At 66.9% G+C, this 19,763-nt stretch carries 20 protein-coding genes, 6 tRNA genes and 1 riboswitch; of the genes, 16 read left to right on the top strand and 10 right to left on the bottom strand.

Going from position 1 to position 19,763, the window contains the following annotated elements; genetic code table 11:
• Nucleotides 1-6: 6 nt before the first annotated feature.
• The 8 genes from ribD to ACFV4R_RS15250 form a co-directional block, all read right to left on the bottom strand.
• On the bottom strand, nucleotides 7-1,110 hold the full coding sequence (gene ribD, locus ACFV4R_RS15285; protein WP_377203223.1) for a bifunctional diaminohydroxyphosphoribosylaminopyrimidine deaminase/5-amino-6-(5-phosphoribosylamino)uracil reductase RibD: 1,104 nt from the start codon (nucleotides 1,108-1,110) through the stop codon (nucleotides 7-9).
• Complete coding sequence (gene pnuC / locus ACFV4R_RS15280; protein WP_377203222.1) at nucleotides 1,110-1,829, bottom strand: nicotinamide riboside transporter PnuC; 720 nt, start codon at nucleotides 1,827-1,829, stop codon at nucleotides 1,110-1,112. Before pnuC ends, ribD begins: the two co-directional genes overlap by 1 nt.
• Before the next feature lie 96 nt (nucleotides 1,830-1,925).
• Nucleotides 1,926-2,085, bottom strand: a riboswitch (FMN riboswitch).
• A 39-nt stretch (nucleotides 2,086-2,124) separates the two neighbouring features.
• On the bottom strand, nucleotides 2,125-2,805 hold the full coding sequence (gene rpe, locus ACFV4R_RS15275; RefSeq protein WP_377203221.1) for a ribulose-phosphate 3-epimerase: 681 nt from the start codon (nucleotides 2,803-2,805) through the stop codon (nucleotides 2,125-2,127).
• 49 nt (nucleotides 2,806-2,854) lie between these two features.
• On the bottom strand, nucleotides 2,855-4,438 hold the full coding sequence (locus ACFV4R_RS15270) for an RsmB/NOP family class I SAM-dependent RNA methyltransferase (protein WP_377203220.1): 1,584 nt from the start codon (nucleotides 4,436-4,438) through the stop codon (nucleotides 2,855-2,857).
• Nucleotides 4,435-5,355, bottom strand: a complete 921-nt coding sequence (gene fmt, locus ACFV4R_RS15265; RefSeq protein ID WP_377203219.1) for a methionyl-tRNA formyltransferase — start codon at nucleotides 5,353-5,355, stop codon at nucleotides 4,435-4,437. The genes ACFV4R_RS15270 and fmt overlap by 4 nt, the downstream gene beginning before the upstream one ends.
• A complete protein-coding gene (def, locus tag ACFV4R_RS15260) occupies nucleotides 5,352-5,954 on the bottom strand; it encodes a peptide deformylase (protein WP_377203218.1) in 603 nt (200 codons plus the stop codon). Before def ends, fmt begins: the two co-directional genes overlap by 4 nt.
• A gap of 51 nt (nucleotides 5,955-6,005) precedes the next feature.
• Complete coding sequence (locus ACFV4R_RS15255; protein ID WP_377203217.1) at nucleotides 6,006-6,866, bottom strand: cytochrome; 861 nt, start codon at nucleotides 6,864-6,866, stop codon at nucleotides 6,006-6,008.
• Between the two features lie 104 nt (nucleotides 6,867-6,970).
• Nucleotides 6,971-7,042 (bottom strand) — tRNA-Val (locus ACFV4R_RS15250).
• 325 nt (nucleotides 7,043-7,367) lie between these two features.
• On the opposite strand from ACFV4R_RS15250, the gene ACFV4R_RS15245 reads away from it, so the two are divergent.
• From ACFV4R_RS15245 to ACFV4R_RS15215, 7 genes are all read left to right on the top strand, one after another.
• Nucleotides 7,368-7,440: transfer RNA gene (locus ACFV4R_RS15245), tRNA-Gly, on the top strand.
• Nucleotides 7,441-7,485: 45 nt separating this feature from the next.
• Nucleotides 7,486-7,556 (top strand) — tRNA-Cys (locus tag ACFV4R_RS15240).
• Nucleotides 7,557-7,598: 42 nt separating this feature from the next.
• A tRNA-Val gene (locus ACFV4R_RS15235) sits at nucleotides 7,599-7,670 on the top strand.
• A 51-nt stretch (nucleotides 7,671-7,721) separates the two neighbouring features.
• A tRNA-Gly gene (locus ACFV4R_RS15230) sits at nucleotides 7,722-7,794 on the top strand.
• A 37-nt stretch (nucleotides 7,795-7,831) separates the two neighbouring features.
• Nucleotides 7,832-7,903: transfer RNA gene (locus tag ACFV4R_RS15225), tRNA-Val, on the top strand.
• A gap of 164 nt (nucleotides 7,904-8,067) precedes the next feature.
• The gene (locus ACFV4R_RS15220) at nucleotides 8,068-8,331 is read left to right on the top strand and encodes an antitoxin (RefSeq protein ID WP_377203216.1); all 264 of its coding nucleotides are present in this window, start codon (nucleotides 8,068-8,070) and stop codon (nucleotides 8,329-8,331) included.
• A gap of 210 nt (nucleotides 8,332-8,541) precedes the next feature.
• Complete coding sequence (locus ACFV4R_RS15215; RefSeq protein ID WP_377203215.1) at nucleotides 8,542-9,798, top strand: benzoate/H(+) symporter BenE family transporter; 1,257 nt, start codon at nucleotides 8,542-8,544, stop codon at nucleotides 9,796-9,798.
• Nucleotides 9,799-9,849: 51 nt separating this feature from the next.
• On the opposite strand, the gene zapE is transcribed toward ACFV4R_RS15215, so the two are convergent.
• Entirely contained in the window at nucleotides 9,850-10,887 is a 1,038-nt protein-coding gene (zapE, locus tag ACFV4R_RS15210; RefSeq protein WP_377203214.1) for a cell division protein ZapE, read from the bottom strand.
• A gap of 229 nt (nucleotides 10,888-11,116) precedes the next feature.
• Here zapE and ACFV4R_RS15205 point away from each other — a divergent pair, with 229 nt between their 5' ends.
• Genes ACFV4R_RS15205 through ybaK form a run of 3 tightly spaced genes read left to right on the top strand, consistent with a single transcriptional unit; the run spans nucleotide 11,117 to nucleotide 13,039 of the window.
• Nucleotides 11,117-12,040 carry a sulfurtransferase gene (locus ACFV4R_RS15205; RefSeq protein ID WP_377203213.1) on the top strand — a complete coding sequence of 308 codons (924 nt, stop codon included), beginning with the start codon at nucleotides 11,117-11,119 and terminating at the stop codon, nucleotides 12,038-12,040.
• Nucleotides 12,041-12,067: 27 nt separating this feature from the next.
• On the top strand, nucleotides 12,068-12,532 hold the full coding sequence (locus ACFV4R_RS15200; RefSeq protein WP_091723945.1) for a SufE family protein: 465 nt from the start codon (nucleotides 12,068-12,070) through the stop codon (nucleotides 12,530-12,532).
• A 12-nt stretch (nucleotides 12,533-12,544) separates the two neighbouring features.
• Nucleotides 12,545-13,039 carry a Cys-tRNA(Pro) deacylase gene (ybaK, locus tag ACFV4R_RS15195; RefSeq protein WP_377203212.1) on the top strand — a complete coding sequence of 165 codons (495 nt, stop codon included), beginning with the start codon at nucleotides 12,545-12,547 and terminating at the stop codon, nucleotides 13,037-13,039.
• Between the two features lie 43 nt (nucleotides 13,040-13,082).
• Here ybaK and ACFV4R_RS15190 read toward each other — a convergent pair whose 3' ends face one another.
• Nucleotides 13,083-14,360, bottom strand: coding sequence for an alpha/beta hydrolase family protein (locus tag ACFV4R_RS15190; protein ID WP_377203211.1), 1,278 nt, complete (start codon nucleotides 14,358-14,360; stop codon nucleotides 13,083-13,085).
• Between the two features lie 138 nt (nucleotides 14,361-14,498).
• Here ACFV4R_RS15190 and ACFV4R_RS15185 point away from each other — a divergent pair, with 138 nt between their 5' ends.
• The 6 genes from ACFV4R_RS15185 to ACFV4R_RS15160 all read left to right on the top strand — a co-directional run bounded on the left by ACFV4R_RS15185 (nucleotide 14,499) and on the right by ACFV4R_RS15160 (nucleotide 19,760).
• Nucleotides 14,499-14,990 carry a hypothetical protein gene (locus tag ACFV4R_RS15185; protein ID WP_091719620.1) on the top strand — a complete coding sequence of 164 codons (492 nt, stop codon included), beginning with the start codon at nucleotides 14,499-14,501 and terminating at the stop codon, nucleotides 14,988-14,990.
• Nucleotides 14,991-15,004: 14 nt separating this feature from the next.
• Complete coding sequence (gene msrB, locus ACFV4R_RS15180) at nucleotides 15,005-15,553, top strand: peptide-methionine (R)-S-oxide reductase MsrB (RefSeq protein ID WP_377203210.1); 549 nt, start codon at nucleotides 15,005-15,007, stop codon at nucleotides 15,551-15,553.
• A 236-nt stretch (nucleotides 15,554-15,789) separates the two neighbouring features.
• A complete protein-coding gene (locus tag ACFV4R_RS15175) occupies nucleotides 15,790-17,154 on the top strand; it encodes a DUF6421 family protein (RefSeq protein ID WP_377203209.1) in 1,365 nt (454 codons plus the stop codon).
• A 14-nt stretch (nucleotides 17,155-17,168) separates the two neighbouring features.
• Nucleotides 17,169-17,882: an SDR family oxidoreductase gene (locus ACFV4R_RS15170; protein ID WP_377203208.1), complete on the top strand. Its 714-nt coding sequence runs from the start codon at nucleotides 17,169-17,171 to the stop codon at nucleotides 17,880-17,882.
• Between the two features lie 74 nt (nucleotides 17,883-17,956).
• Complete coding sequence (locus ACFV4R_RS15165; RefSeq protein WP_377203371.1) at nucleotides 17,957-19,054, top strand: threonine aldolase family protein; 1,098 nt, start codon at nucleotides 17,957-17,959, stop codon at nucleotides 19,052-19,054.
• A 55-nt stretch (nucleotides 19,055-19,109) separates the two neighbouring features.
• Nucleotides 19,110-19,760: a DUF3000 domain-containing protein gene (locus ACFV4R_RS15160; protein ID WP_377203207.1), complete on the top strand. Its 651-nt coding sequence runs from the start codon at nucleotides 19,110-19,112 to the stop codon at nucleotides 19,758-19,760.
• The last annotated feature ends 3 nt before the right edge of the window (nucleotides 19,761-19,763 follow it).

Genomic DNA, 19,763 nt, shown 5'->3' with positions numbered 1-19,763 from the left:
CTGGGCTTATCGCGCAGCTTCGCGCGATGGTTGTTGGTCAAATGCAACGTGGCGTTGCGGTTTCAGGTGAAGTCTCAGGTCACGGCCCAGCGTGCGCACGGCGCCGCCGTCGGAAGCGTCCCACTCCCATTGCTGGGCGTCCGGAAGGGTGCTGATTCCCAGCCCGTCCAGCGAGGAGGTCCCCGAACCGAGCAGTGTGGGTGCCAGGTAGACGATCAGTTCATCCACCAGCCCTGCCGTGAGGAATGCGCTGAGAATCCGTGAACCGCCTTCCACCATGACGTGGCGGGTTCCGGACGCATACAGGGTGGTCAGCGCCTCGCGGGGGTCCCGGGTGGCAAGGTGGACGGCCAGGCCGTCGTCGCCCAGGATTGCGGCGTCGTCGGGAATGTTCCGCAGGCCCATGACGGCGCGGACCGGCTGCCTCGCTGCCGGGTTGCCCGAGGCGTCGCGGGCATTCAGCCGCGGATTGTCCACCGCGACCGTCTGGGTTCCCACCAGGATGGCGTCGATGCGGCTCCGGATCCCGTGGTTGTCTGCCAGGGACTCCGGGCTGGAGATCCACTGGCTGGTGCCGTCTTCGGCTGCGATGCGTCCGTCGAGGGTTTGGGCGATATGGAGGGTGGTGAAGGGTCGCTTTTCTGCTACGGCCTCGAACCACCGGCGGTTCAGTTCCAGGGATTCCGCTGCCGCCAGGCCGCTGCGGACAGCGATACCGGCCTTGCGCAGGGTCGCTGCTCCCCCGGCGGCAGGGTCGTGGGGATCGTCCACGGCGTAGACAACATCGGTGATGCCGGCGGCGATGATCGCTTCCGTGCACGGTCCGGTCCGGCCCACATGGTTGCAGGGTTCCAGGGTTACCACCATGGTGCAGCCGGCAAGGTCCACGCCCGCTTCCTGGGCGCGGGCCACGGCATCAGCCTCAGCGTGGGCGGTGCCCGCGCCGCGGTGGTATCCGGTGGCAAGTTCGCGGCCGTCAGGGCTTACGACGACGGCACCCACCAGGGGATTGGCGCCGCGCGGCCCCTGCAGGGCAGCTTCGAGGGCGTGCTCCATGGCTTGGACTTCCGCGGGGGTGAAGGGTGCGGCCACCCGGAGTTCGGCGGCCATCAGAGCTTCACCCGCGGGTCCGGAAAGGCGGTTTCCACCGAGGCCGGCTGCTCGTCGCGCCCGCCGGCTGTGCCAGCCCTGCGGGAGGCATTCCACCAGACAAAGAACCCGGCCAGGGTGAAGAAGCCGTAGAAGAGGTACATGAAGGCGCTGGCGTAGTAGCCGGCGCTGAACAGGAGCGGGACCCCCACAATGTCCACGGCCACCCACATCAGCCAGAACTCGGTCCAGCCCCGCGCCATGCCGTAGGTGGCCAGGAGCGATCCCACGAAGGTCCAGGCGTCAGCCCACACCGGCGGGTAGGACCCCAGGGAGTCAAAAAGCGGGGTCAGGGCAACGGTGCCGGCCACCAGCGCGGCCGCAAGGATGAGCCGGGTCCGGTTGCTGGCCCACTGGGGCACGACGGCGGTGTTCCCGCCATCGGCGCTCCGGCCCTGCTTCCAGCGGTGCCAGCCATAGGCAGCCACGGCGATGAACATCACCTGGCGGCCGGCCTGCCCCCACAGGGTGGCCGGTGTGGCGGAGCCGAAGACGTTGCCCAGGAACACCGTGAGCAGCAGCAGGTTGCCAACAATGCCCACGGGCCAGGCCCAAACTTTGCGGCGCATGCCGCCGAATGCACTTGCCAGGCCGAAAATGTTGCCCAGCACTTCTCTCAATATCAGGACAGATCCCCCCACGGGGATCTGAGCGTCAAAGAGCCATCGCAGGAGGTCCATGTCTGTGTGTCGTTCCTTCCCTGTCAGAACCGCGATGGCTCCGGGGGTATACGACAGCAGAACGCTTCGGAGCCCACGGGCGCCGAAGATACAGCTGTACGTGCTTCTCTCATCCAGACTTTAACTGTCGGTACCGGAATTTCACCGGTTCAACCGTTCACCGGGGCTTCGCCTGGCTTGCCAGGAAAAACCATCGGTTCGCGGGTCGCGGACTGTCACCGCCGGTTCGGACTTACACCGACCCCGGAGCACGTATGTGTGTTGTTATTGTGCCACAACTGGATGTGGCTTCTTCTTATTCCGCCGTCGCCTTCCGTAACGAACGGCTGCCTTCCTCGCGGAGCCGTTCGATGGCTGCCGCGGGGTCGTCGGCCCCGTAGACAGCGGAGCCGGCTACGAACACGTTCGCTCCGGCTTCCGCGGCGCGGGTGATGGTGTCCTCAGTGATCCCGCCGTCTACCTGGATGGCCACGCCGATGCCGGAACCGTCAATGGCGGCGCGGGCGCGGCGGATCTTGGGGAGGGTGACGTCGAGGAAAGCCTGGCCGCCGAAACCCGGTTCCACAGTCATGATGAGCAGCATGTCCAGCTCGGACAGCATGTCCAGGTACGGCTCCACGGCGGTGGATGGCCGCAATGCCATTCCCGCTTTCGCACCCCTGCTGCGGAGTTCACGGGCCAGCTTGATAGGCGCGATGGACGCCTCTGCATGGAACGTGACGGAGGCCAGGCCCGCGTCCGCGAAACCAGGCGCCCAGCGGTCGGCGTCGGCGATCATCAGGTGGGCGTCCAGGGGAACCGGGCTGACCGCCTGGATCCGCTGCACCACCGGCAGTCCGATGGTGAGGTTGGGGACGAAGTGGTTGTCCATGACGTCCACGTGCACGGCGTCGGCGTTGCTGATGCGCTTCAGCTCGGCCTCAAGGTTGACGAAGTCGGCCGAGAGGATGCTCGGGTTGATGCAGCATTGCGTCACGGGGATGCCTTTCGAAGGGTGGCTGGTGTGCGTGTGCCGGAGGGTGGCGTCAGGCCTTTTTTCGGATGAGGGCCAGGAACATGGCGTCGGTGCTGTGGACATGCGGCCACAGTTGCGCGGTCAGTTCATGCCCTGCACCAAGGTTCCCGGTGAGGCTGACGGAGTCGAGCACGGCCCCGGCGTCAAGGAGTTCCAGGTCATCACGTTTCCGCAGGGCGTCCGACACCACGGCGGTGGTTTCGGCGGGATGCGGCGAGCACGTCACGTACGCCACAACTCCCCCGGGCCGGACAGCTGCCAGCGCCGAAGTGAGCAGGTCGCGCTGCAGCGGTCCCAGGTCAGCCAGGTCCTTGGGCGAGCGGCGCCAGCGGGATTCAGGACGGCGGCGCAATGCCCCCAAACCGCTGCAGGGCACATCCACCAGGACACGGTCGAAGAATCCGGGCTGCTCTGCGCCGACCTCACGGCCATCCCCGGTGCGCACCTGCCAAGTGTCGTCCGGGACGGCGGACAAGGCCTGTTTGACCAATTTGGCGCGGTGCGGTGCGGGCTCGTTCGCCAGCAACGTGGCTCCGCGTTCCCGGGCGAGGGCGCCGAGCAATGCCGCTTTCCCGCCGGGTCCGGCGCAGAGGTCGAGCCAGGCTTCAGGCGCTGCGGCACCGGGAGATGCGGTTCCCAGCTCCACCGCAGCCATCGCACGGGCCACCAGTTGCGAGCCGACGTCCTGTACCCGGGTGGTGCCTGCGCGTACCGAGGACAACCGTCCCAGGTCTCCACCGCTGGACAGGGCGGACCCTTCAACAAGTTCACCGGGTGTGGCGCCGTCTTCAAGCGCTTCGTCAAGGTTCCCCAGTCCGGGAAGGGCCACCAGGTTGACCACCGGGGCCGCGTTGTCCGCTTCGAGCAGGGCGTTGATTTCCCCGACCGGGCGGCCGTGGGCCACCAAGGCCTGGCGCATGGCCCGGACGATCCATTCGGGGTGGGCGTGGCGGAGCGACGCGATGCGGGTTTCGTCGGTTTCGTCCGCTACCAGCAAGTCCAGCCACTCATCCAGGCTGTGGGCGCTGACCTTGCGAAGGACCGCATTAATCAGGGCGGAGGGTCCTGCACCGATGACTGCGCGGGCGAGACCCACCGTCTGGTCCAGTGCCGCATGGGCAGGGACGCGCATGGCGAGAAGCTGGTGGACGCCGATGCGCAGCGCATCCAGGACTGCAGGGTCCAGCTGGTCCAGCGGCCGGTCGACGCAGCGCGCCAGGACGGCGTCGTAGGTCCCCTGTCCCCTCAGCGCGCCGTAGCTCAGCTCGGTGGCGAACCCGGCGTCGCGCTTGTCCAGCCGGTGCTGCCGGATCCGGGCCGGCAGGACAAGGTTGGCGTAGGCGTCCTCCTGCGCAACGGCGCGGAGTACCTCGAATGCCACGAGCCGGGCGGGGTCTGCCCGGCGGGTGCGCTGTGCGGGCGCGTTCTCGGTGAAGTTCCGCTGCGGGCCACGGTTCCGCTCCCGGCCCTGGGCGTCGCGGCGGCTGTTGTCCCGCGGGCCGCCCTGGCCGCGGCCGCTTTGGCTGGCGCCACGCCCGCGGCCGGAGGGACGGCCTTGCTGTGCACCACCGGAATTCGTACCGGATCCACTCATTCGAATACCACGCCTTCCAGCGAACCAATGCCGCGAGCCCAATCGGGCGCGGCCATCATCTTTTTTCCGGCGGGCTGGATGCGGGTCAGCTCCACAGCGTGGGAACCGGTGCCCACCAGCACGCTCTTGCCGTGAACTGCCAGGGCACCAGGTGCGAGGTCCTCAACATCCGGACGCAGCCGCACAGGATCGAGCTTGACGCGCTGGCCATCCAGGAGCGTCCAGGCTCCGGGCTCGGGGGTGGCGCCACGGGCCTGGCGGCCGATGGCCAGGGCCGGGTGGTGCCAATTCAAGTGCCCGTCTTCCAGGGTGAGTTTTGGCGCCAGCGATACGTCTCCGGCCTGTGGCACCGCAGATGCCTTACCCGTTGCGACGGCGGACAGGGTCTGCGCCAGCAGGACCGCGCCGCTGTGGGAGAGCCGTTCCAGGAGCTGGCCGGCCGTGTCTTCCGGGCCAACGGACTCGGTGAGGGTGCCGAACACCGGTCCCGTATCGAGCCCCTTCTCCAGCTGGAAGGTCACGGCGCCGGTGACGTCATCGCCGGCCATCACCGAGCGCTGCACAGGTGCGGCACCGCGCCACGCGGGCAGCAGCGAAAAGTGCAGGTTGATCCAGCCGTGGCGTGGAATGTCCAGGGCTGCGGGGGGAACCAGCCCGCCGTAGGCCACGATGGCTGCGACATCGGGGGCAGCGGCCGAGATCTGTTCGACGGCGGCGTCGTCAACCTTTGCAGCGTAGATGACATCCAGCCCCAACTCGAGGGCCCGCGCAGCGACCGGCGACGGCGTGAGGACGCGTTTGCGCCCAACCGGGGCGTCCGGGCGGGTCAGGACGGCGACGACGTCGAAGCCGGCGTCGACGAGGGCATTCAAAGAGGGAACCGCGACGGCGGGAGTCCCCGCGAAAAGGACCCTCACCCCGCATTACCAAAACTGGAGCCGGCAGTACCGGAACCGCCGAAGCTCGCTCCACCGAAGCTGGACCCCACGGTCTTCGCGCGCTTGGCGGTGGTGCGCTCCGTGACGGAGTCGTAGTTGGCGTTGCGGATGGAGCGCAGGGCGGACTTGCGGTCCTCGCCCTCCAGCCGGTCTGTGTAGAGGACGCCGTCCAGGTGGTCGTTCTCGTGCTGGAAGCAGCGGGCCAGCATGCCTTCGCCTTCGATGGAGACCGGGTTGCCGTGCATGTCCACGCCGGTGACGCGGGTGGCGCGGAAACGGCGTACGGGGAAGCCCAGGCCCGGGATGGACAGGCAGCCCTCCACGTGGTCCGGCTGGTAGTCGTCACTGTTTTCGAGCACGGGGTTGATGATGTGCCCTTCGACGCCGTCAATCCGGTAGGTGAAGACGCGCTTGCTGACACCGATCTGGGGCGCGGCAAGGCCGGCACCATCCACGTCCTCCATGGTTTCGGTCATGTCGGCGACCAGCTTGGCAAGTTCAGGCCCGAATTCCGTCACAGGATCGGCCACAGTGCGGAGCACGGGATCGCCGATAATGCGGATATTCAGAATAGCCATGCGCGGATTTTCCTCACGGTTAGCGGCAATGGGACCAATCCAGTTTAGGCGCTAGGCGGTGCGGGCCTGGGCCAGCGGCGGCGGGGCGATCGGGAGCAGGGCAGTGCCGGCACTGATGGTGTCGGCCGAGAGCTCCCACACGCGCCGCAGGGCGCAGAACTTCCACCAGTGGTGCTTGAGGACCTCGGGGTTGGCCCGCACCGGACGGACCTCCGTTTCCCCGATGGCCACCGCCAGCAGGACGGGGTCTTCCCCGTACTTCCACGGTTCCCAGGTACCCGCCACCGGATCCACCAGGCTCTCCTCTGCTTTCATGCCGGCCACCAGCTGCATCACCACTTTGTCGTCAAGGGCCTTGACCTGGCCGTCGCGGGTGGTGCCTTTGGTTTTGTAATCGATGAGGCAAATGCGGCCATTGATCCGCGCCACCAGGTCCAGGGTTCCCGCGTAGCCCACCGCTTTGTTCCAGACGGTAATTTCCGGAGCCAGGGGCTCCACACGGAAAAGCTCCCACCACTCGTCGAACCGCACGGCGAAGGCTTCCTCCCCGTTGGCGGCCAGCGCTTCCCGAGCTTCCTTCATGGCATGCGGACGCCCGAGTGCGCGCAGCGCAACCTGCTCGCAGTACGTGTGGACACGGTCTCCGCGGCGGGCGGCGTCGTCCCGATACGTCTCAGCGGCCTTGGCCGCCCGGTTAATCGCCTGCTTGATCTTCGCCGGGCTGCCCAGGCAGTCGGACAGCAGGGGGTCCTTGGCCAGGCTGCTTGCCCCCATGTAGCCGAACCAGCCGTCCAGGCCGTGCGGCTGCTGGCTGATGACTGTGGTGATGGACGGCACGGAGAACTGCTCCGACGTGGACCGGGCATACATCCGGCCGTATTCGGTGGCATGGGCGAGGAGCGGATCAGTCATACAAAGACTCTTTCACAGGGGGCCGACAAAATCTCCGGGAGCCAGGCCCAGGCATAAAAAAGGTCCGCCTCCGCTGCTGATGAGCGGAAACGGACCTTCTGCGGTGGGCGATACTGGGTTCGAACCAGTGACCTCTTCGGTGTGAACGAAGCGCGCTACCACTGCGCCAATCGCCCCGATGCATTTGAATGCTAACCCACACGGCGGCCTTTTCAAAAATCGGCCCCCGGCCTCATGAACAGCGCCGCGGGATGCCCCGTTTCCATTGACCCCTCCGGCGGATATCCAATCCCCCTTTCTGTATCCCGCGCCGGCAGCGGCGACGCGGGATACTCGAATTACATAGTTGTAAGTCGCTGCTTCCGCGCCATTACTGGGATGCAGGGACACAGGCACAGCGGCCGGAACTGCCGATTTGGTGTTTCCCGGAACCTCCTATATTGTTTTTACTCGTTGGAAGCGAGGAAATGCCGAAACGGCAAGGAATCAATCCTCCAAACTGCGGACGTAGCTCAGCTGGTAGAGCACCACCTTGCCAAGGTGGATGTCGCGAGTTCGAATCTCGTCGTCCGCTCGCAGGACACTGTCACGGCAACGGTTGCTAAACCGGGGCTTACACGGTGGGTTGGCCGAGAGGCGAGGCAGCGGCCTGCAAAGCCGTATACACGGGTTCGAATCCCGTACCCACCTCGGTGAAAACCATGGTTTTTCGGATACCCTCCGAATCAGCATGGGCGATTGGCGCAGCGGTAGCGCGCTTCCCTGACACGGAAGAGGTCACTGGTTCGATCCCAGTATCGCCCACTCGGCAAGGTAACTTGCCAACAGCATTCCGGCCCCGGCCGGAACGCAATTGCGGACGTAGCTCAGCTGGTAGAGCACCACCTTGCCAAGGTGGATGTCGCGAGTTCGAATCTCGTCGTCCGCTCTCTTTTTACAACCCATTGGCCGGTCCCCCGGTTTCCGGGCGATTGGCGCAGCGGTAGCGCGCTTCCCTGACACGGAAGAGGTCACTGGTTCGATCCCAGTATCGCCCACACTCGAAGCAGCTCTTGAAGAGCTGCTTTTTTGTTGCCCTCTGTGACCCCATCCGCTGCGGGCGAACGGCCAATCTCCCGAATGTCCTTGGAACTGCCCTCCTACGGGTCTAGGATCGATTGCGCAAGGAGCGACCTGGCTCCGCGACCGAAGGGAGGTGCTCGTGGGACTGATTGACGATCTAAAGGGCAAGGCACAGGGTCTTATCCGCGGAAACGAGCAGACCATCAAGGACGGCATCACCAAAGCCGGCGATTTTGTCGACCAGAAGACCGGCGGCAAGTACGCCGGCCACGTCGATAAGGTCCAGGATGGCGCTTCCAAGCTCGTGGACAAGAATAGGGCCCCTGGCGAGGCACCTGCCGCAGAGCAGGTCCCCCCGGTCAATCCCGTCAACCCGGCACCGCCGGCTGACAGGACTCCGTAAGGATCAAGGCCGGGGCATTGCCCCAGCACGTCAACGGGGCGCGGGTCCCGCCGGGAGGCGGCGCCCGCGCCTTTGGCGTTTAAATGGCATAGTGACTGCCGGCCGCTGCCGCTGTTCCGGGCGAAGGCCCGACTGGCTGAAAGGGCGCACCGGGGAGGCTGTGCTCACCTCAATTGCCACCCGGGCCGTAACCACGGATAACCTGCCGGTATGGCGAAGTCTTCCGCACCCACCCGCCCCCGCCGGACGGGCAGACCCTCCACTTTCGATTCCCGGCCCGTTGTTGCCGGCATTGTCACGGCCCTGGTGGGCTTTACGTCGTCCTTCGCCGTCGTCCTCGCCGGACTCAAGGCGGTGGGGGCCAACCCGGCGCAGGCTGCTTCCGGACTGCTGGCACTGACCCTGGCAGTCGGCGTCGGCGTCCTGCTGCTTGCATGGCGGTCCAAGGTTCCGGTCACGCTGGCCTGGTCCACACCAGGCGCAGCGCTGCTCGCTACGTCCGGAACGCCCGACGGCGGATGGCCGGCCGCCGTCGGAGCATTCCTTGCCGCCGGGGTGCTGATAGCGCTGACCGGGCTTATCCCTGCCCTCGGCCGGCTGATGGCGCGGATCCCCGCGTCGCTCGCCCAGGCAATGCTGGCCGGCGTCCTGCTGCAGTTATGCCTGGCACCGTTCACTGCGCTGGGCACCGTCCCGCTCTTCGTGGCCCCCGTCATTGTCTGTTGGCTGCTCATGATGAAGTTCGCCCCGCGCTGGGCTGTGCCTGCGGCACTCGTGGTGGCGCTGGGAGTGATCGCCTTCTCGCTGGTTGCCTCCGGCACCGGGCCCGGAACGGGCGGGGTGCTGCCGCAACTCGTGTGGACCACGCCGTCGTTCAGCCTGCAGGCCATGGTGGGCATTGCCCTGCCGTTGTTCGTGGTCACCATGGCCTCCCAGAACGTTCCGGGCGTGGCGGTGCTCCGGTCGTTCGGCTTTGCCACGCCGTGGCGGGCATCGATGCTGGTGACCGGTGCCGGCACTGTGCTGGGCGCGCCATTCGGCGGGCACGCCATCAACCTTGCCGCCTTGAGCGCGGCCCTCGCTGCCGGCGAGGAGGCCGGCAGCAACCGGAGCAGGCGTTGGGTTGCCGGAGTTACCTCAGGGCTGGCCTACATGGTCCTGGCCGCATTCTCGGCTGCTCTGGTCACCCTGGTCAGTGCAGCACCGGCCGGCATGCTGGAAGCGGTGGCAGGCCTGGCGCTTTTGGGCACGCTGGCGGCGTCAGTCTCCTCGGCGCTGGCTGATGCCGAGGACCGCATCGCCCCGGCCGTCACGTTCCTGACCGCGGCTTCGGGCCTCGCCTTCAGCGGGATCGGCTCGGCGTTTTGGGCGCTCCTTGCCGGCCTGCTGGTCAGGACGCTGCTGGTCCCCCGCCGGGAGCGGAAACTGCTGGACGGTGGACATGCAGGCGCGAAGGACAGCGCCTAGGAAGGGCCTCCGAGGGGCACTGCAAAGTACATCACTGCCCCGCCGGACGAACTAGGACGGTTCGTGGTTCTGGCCTTCGCGGGCCAGCGCGGTGAGCCTGGACACGGCGCGGAAGTACTTCTTCATGTAGCCCCCGGCCATCATTTCCTCTGTAAAGAGCTTGTCGAACGGCACGCCGCTGGCAAGGATGGGGACGTCCTTGTCGTAGAGACGGTCAGCCAGGACCACGAACCTGAGCGCCACGGCCTGCTCGGTGATGGTCTCCACGTTGCGCCACACCACGCCGTCGATGCCGTCGATGAGCTGGCGGTAACGGCTGGGGTGCACGCCCGCGAGGTGGTGGATGAGGGTGCTGAACTCGTCCTGGGCCACTGTCTTGCCGTCGAATTCCGCTTTCATGTGGGCGGACAGTTCGCTGTTCTTCAGCGGGGCCGGGGCTGCCGGCAAGCCGCGGTGGCGGAAGTCCTCGCCGTCGATGCGGATGACGTCGAACTGGTCCGCCAGGACCTGGATCTCGCGCTGGAAATCCACGGCTGCGAAGCGGCCGTCGCCCAGTGAGCCGGGCAGGGTGTTGGAGGTGGCAGCCAGCTTCACGCCGGCGTCGGCCAGTTCCCGCATCAGCCGGGACATCAGGACTGTGTCGCCGGGGTCGTCGAGTTCGAATTCGTCGATGCACACCAGTTTGTAGCTGCTGAGTGCGTCGACTGTTTTGCGGAAGGACAGGGCGCCCACCAGGTTGGTGTACTCAACGAAGGTACCGAAAGCCTTCGGCCCGGGGGCAGCGTGCCAGAGAGAGGCGAGCAGGTGGGTTTTGCCCACGCCGAATCCGCCGTCCAGGTAGATGCCGGCACGCGAGCTGTCCTTCTTGCCGAACAGCTTCTTGAAAAGCCCGCCGCCGTCAGACGGTGCCACATTGCCGGCAAACCCCTCCAGGGCATGGACGGCAGCAGCCTGGCTGGGCTGCTTTGAGTCCGGACGGTAGCTGGCGAAGGACACCTGGCCAAACCGCGGCGATGGATAGAAACCCTTAAGGAGTTCGTTCACCGACACTGCAGGAGTGCGCGCAGCAAGCTGTTCGATCTGTACCAAGGTGGTCCGTTCTGCTGGTAGGTGGTCCCCAGAAAGGATACCGGCTTCGCGGTCCCCGTCCCGGCGCGGCGTCGGTGGGACCACCAGGGGTGATGAAGCCAACATTTCGTCCTGTTAACGGAATACGGACAACGCATCTGCCGCTGGATAGTGTGGGGAAAGGTCCCCATGCAGGAGCCGTTTACCGCACTGCGCGGCCCTCCCGTGTCCTCGATGAAAGGCCAAGACCATGCCCTACCCCGTTGAACAGAATGAAAAGTTCGCCGCCTACGCCCACCCGGAGCGGCTGGTTTCCACCGAGTGGCTCGCCTCCGCACTGGAGAGCGGCGCCGTTGCCAACGGTGAACTGGTTGTCGTGGAATCGGACGAGGACGTGCTGCTGTACGAAACCGGGCACATCCCCGGCGCAGTAAAGATCGACTGGCACACCGACCTGAACGACGACGTTACCCGCGACTATGTTGACGGCGCAGCCTTCGCTGAGCTGGCCGCCTCGAAGGGCATCTCCCGGGACACCACCGTGGTGATCTACGGCGACAAGTCCAACTGGTGGGCCGCGTACGCCCTGTGGGTCTTCACCCTTTTCGGCCACCAGGACGTGCGCCTGCTCGACGGCGGCCGGGACAAGTGGATCGCCGAAGGCCGGGACCTGACCAAGGACAAGCCTGCGCCCGCCCCGGGGAACTACCCCGTGGTAGAGCGCGACGACGCCCCCATCCGCGCCTTCAAGGACGACGTGCTGGCCCACCTGGGCAAGCCCCTGATCGACGTCCGCTCCGCCGAGGAGTACACCGGCCAGCGCACCCACATGCCGGCCTACCCGGAAGAGGGTGCACTGCGCGGCGGCCACATCCCCACTGCTGCCTCCGTGCCGTGGGCCCGCGCAGCGGCCGAAGACGGCACGTTCCGCAGCCGGGAAGAGCTTGACGCCATCTACCTCGGCGAGGCCGGCCTTGCCGCGGGCGACGACGTGGTGGCCTACTGCCGCATCGGCGAGCGTTCCAGCCACACCTGGTTCGCCCTGAAGTTCCTGCTTGGCTTCGAGTCCGTCCGAAACTATGACGGTTCCTGGACCGAGTGGGGCAACGCCGTCCGCGTCCCCATCGTCAAAGGCGCCGAGCGCGGCTCCTTCCCCGTCACCGTTGGAGTCTGACGAAAGCTCCCGCGTAAACTGGCCATGATGACTACTCAAGCCTTGCCTTCCGCCCTCGCGGCGATTGTGGACGACTTCCAGGCCCTGTCCGAGCCCGAGCGGCTGCAGCTGCTGCTCGAATTCTCGGAAGGGCTGCCGGAACTTCCCGAACGGCTCACCAACCATCCCGAGCTCCTGGAGCAGGTAGTGGAGTGCCAGTCGCCGCTGTTCCTGACCATCGAAACGGAAAAAGACGGCAGCGACGGTCCCGGCACCGCCGTCCGGCTCTTTTTCAAGGCCCCCGCCGAAGCGCCCACCACGCGTGGCTTCGCCGGAGTGCTGCACGAAGGCCTGGATGGACTCTCGGCGGCGGAAATCCTTTCAGTACCGGATGACATGCCCGAACTGCTGGGCCTGACCCGGGCCATCACCCCGCTCCGGATGAGGGGCATGACGGCGATGCTGGGCAGGATCAAGCGCAAGGTAGCTGCAGCGTCCGGCGTCCGCGCCTGACGCCACAGACGCGTGGCACGCAAAAGCACTGCACAGGGAACCCCGGCCGCGGCGGCACTCGCCGCCGCCGGGGTTCCCTTCGTGCTGCACCCCTATTCCCATGATCCGGCCGCGGCCAGCTACGGGGCCGAGGCGGCCGCCGTCCTGGGGATCGATCCGGCACAGGTGTTCAAGACCCTGATGGTGGAGGTTGAAGGCCGGCTGGCCGTGGGCATCGTCCCCGTCAGCGGGACCCTGGACCTGAAAGCCTTCGCTGCGGCGATGGGGGCAAAGAAGGCCGCCATGGCGGATCCGGCCGCCGCGCAGCGCCGGACCGGCTACGTGCTGGGCGGTATCTCACCGCTTGGCCAACGGCTCCCCTCCCCCACAGTGCTCGATTCCTCCGCCCTGGAGCTGGACACCATGCTCGTCTCCGGCGGCCGGCGCGGCCTGGACATCGAACTCGCGCCGCTGGACCTTGTCCGGCTGACCGACGCAATCACCGCACCGATCGGCAGCAACGCCTAGCTGCATGCCCGGGCAAATCAGCCGGGCTGATCAGCCAGGTTGATTAGTCCGGCTGGTCTCCCGGCCGGGTGCCCGGGTTGAGGCGCGGCGCGAGCTGTTGACGCAGCCACGCCTTCACCAGCCGCTCCCAGCGCTCGGGGTCCACATTCCATTCCTTGGTGTGCCGTGCATGGTTGAAGGCTTCGAAGGTCACCATTTCAGGGTTCCGCTCGGCCAGCAGCGCGGACGGCTTGTAGGGCACATACTCGTCATCGACGCTGTGCAGGATCAGCGTGGGGGTCCGGAGTTCGACGGCGCGCGATACCCAGTCCATCGCCTTCAGGTCCACGGGCGCGGACAAGCCAGTCAGCCTGCGCCCCAGCGGATGCCCCAGCATGAGCTGCCCATACCGGCCCACCAGTGAGGGAATCCGGTTCAGCTGCGCGTGGTGGGCCAGGACGTTGACCCAGTCGATGACCGGGGCGTCCAGGACCATGGCCCGGATCAGGTGCCGGTAGCGGGACAGGTCGGCTGCCTGCAGGCAGATGGCCCCTCCCATGGACCAGCCAAACAGCACCACCTCCTCGGCGCCGTTGTCCAGCGCATACCCGATGGCCGCTTCAATGTCCTGCCATTCCGTGGAACCCAGCCCGTAACGGCCGTCATCCGCCGACGGCGCCAGGCCGTCATTGCGGTAGGAGAGCAGCAGGCTGGTCAGCCCCAGCTCCAGCGCCGGTCCAACGGCGCGCAGGGCTTCCTGCCGGGTGGCGCCGCGCCCGTGCACCATAAGCGCCCACGTTCGGGCGGTCCCTCCGGCGCGGACCAGCCAGGCCGGCGCGTCGCCGCGGTCCACGGGTATGGCCACCTCCTCGGCTGAATAGCCGACGGCGGCAGGGTCCGGGTAGAGGGCGCCGCTCCACCAGCCCCAGCGGGCGGCAGAGAGGTCTCCGGCATAGACCGCTTCGACTTCGCGCAGTACGGTCCGTTCAGAGGGCGAATAGGAGATGATGCGGCCGATCCTGGCATGCCCCCTGCCGCCGTCGAAATAGAAGCCGTACCTGCCGTCCACAGTGGTGTCGTCCGTAGCGGCCAGGATCACCTGCTGCTTTTCCCCGTCGCGGATGACCGCAAGGACTTCCTGGTCCGACGTCCGCTGCCGTGCCGGCGTAATGACGCGCCGGGCAAAATACACCGCGAGCGCTGACGAACCCGCCGCCAGGAGCCCGGTGAGGGAACTCCCCGCGATGGCACCGGCGATGGCCCATCGGGTCCCCAGCGACATGCCCCCTGTTTCCGGGGTGTGGGCAGTGTGCTCCGGGTGCGTCCGCAGATAAGAAGCCATGCTCCTATTCTTACCGTCAGCGGAAGGATCACCGCATTCCCGGGCGGGCGGGTCCTGTGTGGACAGGTGCCCCATGCACCGTGAAAGGCCCATGTACAGGTGAGTGCGGCGCCCCACGCACAGGGCTAGGCTAAGGCCATGAGTGAACCCATCGTCATCCTGACCGAAGAGCCACTGGGGGCGGACGACCGCCTGAACATCGAACGCCTGGTGGACGGAGCAGACTCCCGGCTTCTGGTCCTTGTGCCGGCCAATACCGAACGGCACCTGCTGGTGGATTTCCTCGAACACCTCTCCCTCCTGGAAATTGCCGCGGCCTTCCGCGAACTGACCTCCCGTGCGCCGGACCCCGCTGAGGAACGCGCCCACGCCACGGAAACCCTGTCAGCCTCACTTGCCGCCCTGGAAGGACTGGGCGCCGGTGTCGACGGCGAGGTGGTGGACGGCGGTGCCGTCAACGGACTGGTGGCCAGGGTCAGGGACACCGGCGCCACGCAGGCAGTGGTGATCACGCGGCCGCACGCGGTGTCCGATACCTTCCACACCGACTGGGCGAACAAGGCCCAGGACCAGCTCGGCATCCCCGTCCTGCACCTGTACGCAGGATCGGGATTTATCGGCGACTCCTAGGCGTTGACCACAACATGAGTATCTTCGGAAACAACATTTTCGGAAACAAGGCCACCCACGCTGTCGCGGACCCGGCAGCCGATTCCCACGGCACCGGCGGGGAGGACGGCGGGGCCGCCGTTCAGAAGTCCGACGCGCAGTGGCGCGAGGAACTGACGCCCGAGGAGTACCGCGTCCTCCGGCAGGCTGGGACCGAGCGCCCGTACACCGGCGAGTACTGGGACACCCACACTGCGGGCGTGTACCAGTGCCGGGCCTGCGGGACCGAACTGTTCACCAGCAACGAGAAGTTCGATTCGCACTGCGGCTGGCCGTCTTTCTGGGCCCCGCTGGCCGAGGGCACGGTCCGCTACATCCACGACCGCACCATGGGGATGGACCGCGTGGAGGTCCGCTGCGGCGCCTGCGATTCGCACCTGGGCCACGTGTTCGACGGCGAGGGCTACGGTACTCCCACGGACCAGCGCTACTGCATCAACTCCGTGTCGCTGCGGCTCGTCCCGAAGGACGGGGCTGAGGCGGCGGACGGCACGGTGCCGACGGACGGTGCTGCGGCGGGCTGATTCAGCAGCCGGTTCCGGCGGGCGGGCGCGGCGGACGGATCTGCCGGGCCCGCCCGCCGGTCCGTTGACAGGGCGCGCCCAGAGGCACGATCCCCCAGCGCAGGGCGGGCTCAACGGGCGCCTCATGGAACTGAGAAATAGTCTTTCTTAGCCTCAACCGCTTTTCAGATTAGTTCTGCTTGTTGCTTGCTACGCTCCGAAGAGAGAAGCAAGCAACGCCCAGAAAGGCAGCGACGATGACTGAAACCCTCACCGCCGTCCCCCGGATTTCCGCGGACAACCAGGACTGGATCCGCCTCCGGACCGCAGCCTCGGCCCTCCAGGGCCTGCAGGCCGCGGACGGCTCCGTGCCGGATGCTGCCAGCCACACCACGGCGGCACTGCACGTTGACACCATCGTGGACGCCGTCCGGGCCCTTGCCCCGGCCTTCCCGCACGACGCCGCGTACCTGGACGCTGTCTGCGCCGACTTCACGGCCTGGGTGGCCGGCGGGTTCGCTGTTCCGGACTTCCTCTCCTCACTGCTGTCCTTCCAGCCCCAGGAACTCCGGCAGGACGGCCTCCAGCACCTGGTGGTCTTCCCCATGTACACCCAGAACGGCAGCAGCAGCCGGCTGGTGGAGGCGGTCCTGATCGAGGTCATCTGGCCCGAATTCATCGCGGGCCTGGAGGCAGGCGACTACTCCAACAAACTGTTCGTCCCCATCCGGTTCGTGGACTTCACCGCAGGCTACGACACCAACTCAGCGGTCCTCTTCCCGGAAACCGTGGCCGTCAGCACCACCCCCACCTTCACCTGGGGTGCCATCTTTGCCGACCGCGAGGCCGCGCGCTTCCGGCGCGTGCTCAAAGCCGCTGCGGAAACCACCCGCCTCGAACTGCCCGAGGGAGCCGCTGAACTGCTGGCCGACCAGGACCTGACCGAGGCCACCTTCGTCATGTGGGACCTGATCCACGACCGGACCCACATGCGCGGCGACCTGCCCTTCGATCCGTTCATGATCAAGCAGCGCATGCCCTTCTTCCTGTACTCACTGGAAGAACTCCGCTGTGACCTCACAGCCTTCCGGGAATCCGTGCGCATCGAGAAGGACGACGACGCCGATCCCGAAGCCCGCCGGCACGCCAAACTGGTGCAGTACGCCGTAATCTTCGACCGGATCTTCCGCTTCGCCATCACCGGCAGCCGCGTCCGCAACTACGACGGCCTGGGTGGCCAGCTGCTCTTCGCGTGGCTGCACCAGCAGCACGTCCTGCACTGGACCGATACCCGCCTCACCATCGACTGGGACGGGGTTCCGGATGCCGTGATGGCACTCGGGGCACGGATTGACGACCTCTACTGGCGCTCCATCGACCGGCCCAAGACAGCCCACTGGCTGGCAGCCTACCGCCTCATCTCCGGCACCGTCACGCCCAACCCGGCGTCCGTGTGGGCGAAGGGCCCGGACGCCCTGCCCCTGTCCGGTCCCCCGCGCGGCCTGACCGACCAGGTGCTGGACGATGAATTCCCGCTGTCCATGTTCTACGAGGCATTGGAGAAGAAGATGCGTCCTGTCATCGAGTCCACCGCAGGCATCACCGGCAGCTCGGCGCTGTGAAGGAAGCCTCCGGCATGCTTCCTGCCCTCACCGTCCTCGTCACAGGCGGCAGCGGAGCCTCCGGCGTGGCGGTCGCCGGCGCCCTCCGCGCGGCCGGGCAACGGGTCATCATGGTGGGTTCCGACCAGCAGCGGATCGAGGCAGCAGCACAACAGGCGGGCGACGGCGTCACGCCCCTGACGTGCGACCTCGCCATTCTCGACGACGTCAGGCAGCTCCGCGACGACGTCGCGCTCCACGCCGGGGCCGTCGACGCCGTCATCCACCTGGTGGGCGGATGGCGCGGTGCGCAGGGAATCGCCGACCAGTCCGACGAGGACTGGGATTTCCTCGAGCGGGGTGCCGTCACGACGCTGCGCAACATCACCCGGGTGTTCTTTGACGACATTGCTGCCTCGCCGCACGGCAGGTTCGCCATGATCTCCTCCACTGCAGTGGAGAGGCCGGAGGCCAGCGTGGCCAACTATGTGGCCGCCAAGGCTGCCGCCGAGGCGTGGACCATGGCCGTGGCGGACGGTTTCCGCCGCATGGCCGCGACCGGCGGCGGGGAAGCGGCCGCCGTCGTCCTCGTGGTGAAGGCCCTCGTGGACGACGGACTGCGCCGCAGCCACCCGGAACGGACGTTCCCGGGAGCCACGGACGTGGCCGAACTTGCGGAGGCGGTGGTGGGGCTGTTCGACGCCCCTGCGGCCGTTCTGAACGGGACCCGGGTCCGGCTGGCTCTGTGACCCGCAAGGACCCCGACGCGCAGGGGCACCCCACCGCTGCAAGCCATACATAGACTGGGAATGTGAGCAAAGGCATGACAACCACAGCAGAGACCGGCGCGGCCCTTCGGCTGCACGACCCCAACGTGCGGGGCTTCGCCTCGGACAACTACTCCGGCGTCCACCCGGAGATCCTCGCGGCGCTTGCCGCAGCCAACGAAGGCCATCAGGTGTCCTACGGCGAGGACGACTACACCTCCCGGCTGCACGAGGTCATGGAGGAACACTTCGGGCCCGGCATCGAATGCTTCCCCGTGTTCAACGGAACGGGGGCGAATGTCCTCTCGCTGCAGTCCCTGCTCCCCCGCTGGGGAGCCGTGGTCTGCGCCTCCACCGCCCACATCAACATGGATGAGAACGGGGCACCGGAACGCATCGGCGGCATCAAGCTGCTGCAGGTCCCCACCCCTGACGGGAAGCTGACGCCGGAGCTGATCGACAGGGAGGCCTGGGGCTGGGGTGACGAGCACCGCGCACAGCCGCTGGCCGTCTCCATCACCCAGACCACCGAACTGGGCACCTGCTACACACCGGAGGAAGTGCGCGCCATCGCCGACCATGTCCACGCGAAGGGCATGAAGCTGCACATGGACGGCGCCCGGCTGGCGAACGCCGCAGCCCACCTGCAGGTGCCGCTGCGGGCCTTCACCCGGGACGCCGGCGTCGACATCCTGTCCTTCGGCGGCACCAAGAACGGCCTGCTGTTCGGCGAGGTGGTGGTGGCGCTGAACCCCGAAGCTGCCTACGGACTGGTTTACCTGCGCAAGATGAACATGCAGCTGGCATCAAAGATGCGCTTCATGTCCGCCCAGTTCATTGCCCTGCTCGAAGGCGGCCTCTGGCTGCGCTCGGCCTCCCATGCCAACGCGATGGCGTCCAGGCTCCGCGCTGCAGTGGACACCATCGACGGCGTCCGGCCCACACAGAAGACGCAGTCCAACGGGGTGTTTGCCGTGCTTCCCGAGGGAGTGGCGGACCGGCTCCGTGCATCCTTCCGGTTCTACGACTGGGACGAAGCCGCCCGGGAAGTGCGCTGGATGTGTTCGTTTGACACCACCGAAGAAGACGTGGATTCGTTCATCGCCGCCATCCGCCACGAACTGCGCGACTACGACGGCGGGCAGGCCGGCTGAGGAGCACATGACGGCGAGCCTCCCCGGACAGTGCTGAAGGGTTGCGTAATCTGCCATGGTGAACGCACTTGACCAGGTTCCCCCGGATTTCCTGCACGCCCTGGGAACCCTCAGGAAAGCCCGGTGCCGCAAGGAACTCCACCTCGCGGAAATCCCTGCGCCGGCCCGCCTGGCACCCTTCGCCGTCGCCCTGGGTGCGGAAGTCATGGCCCAGGGCGCCGGAACTGCGGCTCCTCCCCTGCACGGACCGGCCGCAATGGCCCTGGCCGCCGCCGGCACCGGGGAGGACAGCGACACGGAGCTCGCCACCGGGCGGTTCATACTGCTGCACGATCCCGAAGGCTCGGCAGTGTGGGACGGGGAATTCAGGATCGTCACCTACATCCGTGCGGAGCTCGAACCGGATATGGGCAACGACGAGATGCTGGGAACGGTGGCCTGGACCTGGCTGGTGGAGGCACTGGAAAACCACAATGCGCCGTACCGGGCCGCCGGCGGGACCGCCACACGGGTGCTGTCCGAAAGCTTCGGGACGCTCTCAGAACGGCCCGGGACCATCGACATCGAACTGCGGGCATCCTGGACCCCCGCCACTGCCGACGTCACGGCACACCTCGAAGCCTGGTCCGACATGGTGTGCACCTTCGCGGGCCTCCCGCCCCTTCCCGACGGCGTCACGCCCCTGCCGCAACGGCGCAGGAACTGACAC

Origin of the sequence: Pseudarthrobacter sp. NPDC059871, from assembly GCF_042731175.1 — a bacterium.
Lineage (GTDB): Bacteria > Actinomycetota > Actinomycetes > Actinomycetales > Micrococcaceae > Arthrobacter.
This window is presented reverse-complemented; position numbering and strand designations above follow the sequence as displayed.

Bases quoted from the DNA above. Each gene is read 5' to 3' on its own strand.
- ACFV4R_RS15190 (WP_377203211.1), bottom strand. From the start codon at position 14,360: ATGGCTTCTTATCTGCGGACGCACCCGGAGCACACTGCCCACACCCCG.
- ACFV4R_RS15165 (WP_377203371.1), top strand. From the start codon at position 17,957: ATGACAACCACAGCAGAGACCGGCGCGGCCCTTCGGCTGCACGACCCC.
- pnuC (WP_377203222.1), bottom strand. From the start codon at position 1,829: ATGGACCTCCTGCGATGGCTCTTTGACGCTCAGATCCCCGTGGGGGGA.
- ACFV4R_RS15205 (WP_377203213.1), top strand. From the start codon at position 11,117: ATGCCCTACCCCGTTGAACAGAATGAAAAGTTCGCCGCCTACGCCCAC.
- ACFV4R_RS15215 (WP_377203215.1), top strand. From the start codon at position 8,542: ATGGCGAAGTCTTCCGCACCCACCCGCCCCCGCCGGACGGGCAGACCC.
- ribD (WP_377203223.1), bottom strand. From the start codon at position 1,110: ATGGCCGCCGAACTCCGGGTGGCCGCACCCTTCACCCCCGCGGAAGTC.
- ACFV4R_RS15185 (WP_091719620.1), top strand. From the start codon at position 14,499: ATGAGTGAACCCATCGTCATCCTGACCGAAGAGCCACTGGGGGCGGAC.
- msrB (WP_377203210.1), top strand. From the start codon at position 15,005: ATGAGTATCTTCGGAAACAACATTTTCGGAAACAAGGCCACCCACGCT.
- ACFV4R_RS15200 (WP_091723945.1), top strand. From the start codon at position 12,068: ATGACTACTCAAGCCTTGCCTTCCGCCCTCGCGGCGATTGTGGACGAC.
- ACFV4R_RS15255 (WP_377203217.1), bottom strand. From the start codon at position 6,866: ATGACTGATCCGCTCCTCGCCCATGCCACCGAATACGGCCGGATGTAT.
- ACFV4R_RS15175 (WP_377203209.1), top strand. From the start codon at position 15,790: ATGACTGAAACCCTCACCGCCGTCCCCCGGATTTCCGCGGACAACCAG.
- ACFV4R_RS15160 (WP_377203207.1), top strand. From the start codon at position 19,110: ATGGTGAACGCACTTGACCAGGTTCCCCCGGATTTCCTGCACGCCCTG.
- ACFV4R_RS15270 (WP_377203220.1), bottom strand. From the start codon at position 4,438: ATGAGTGGATCCGGTACGAATTCCGGTGGTGCACAGCAAGGCCGTCCC.
- def (WP_377203218.1), bottom strand. From the start codon at position 5,954: ATGGCTATTCTGAATATCCGCATTATCGGCGATCCCGTGCTCCGCACT.
- ACFV4R_RS15170 (WP_377203208.1), top strand. From the start codon at position 17,169: ATGCTTCCTGCCCTCACCGTCCTCGTCACAGGCGGCAGCGGAGCCTCC.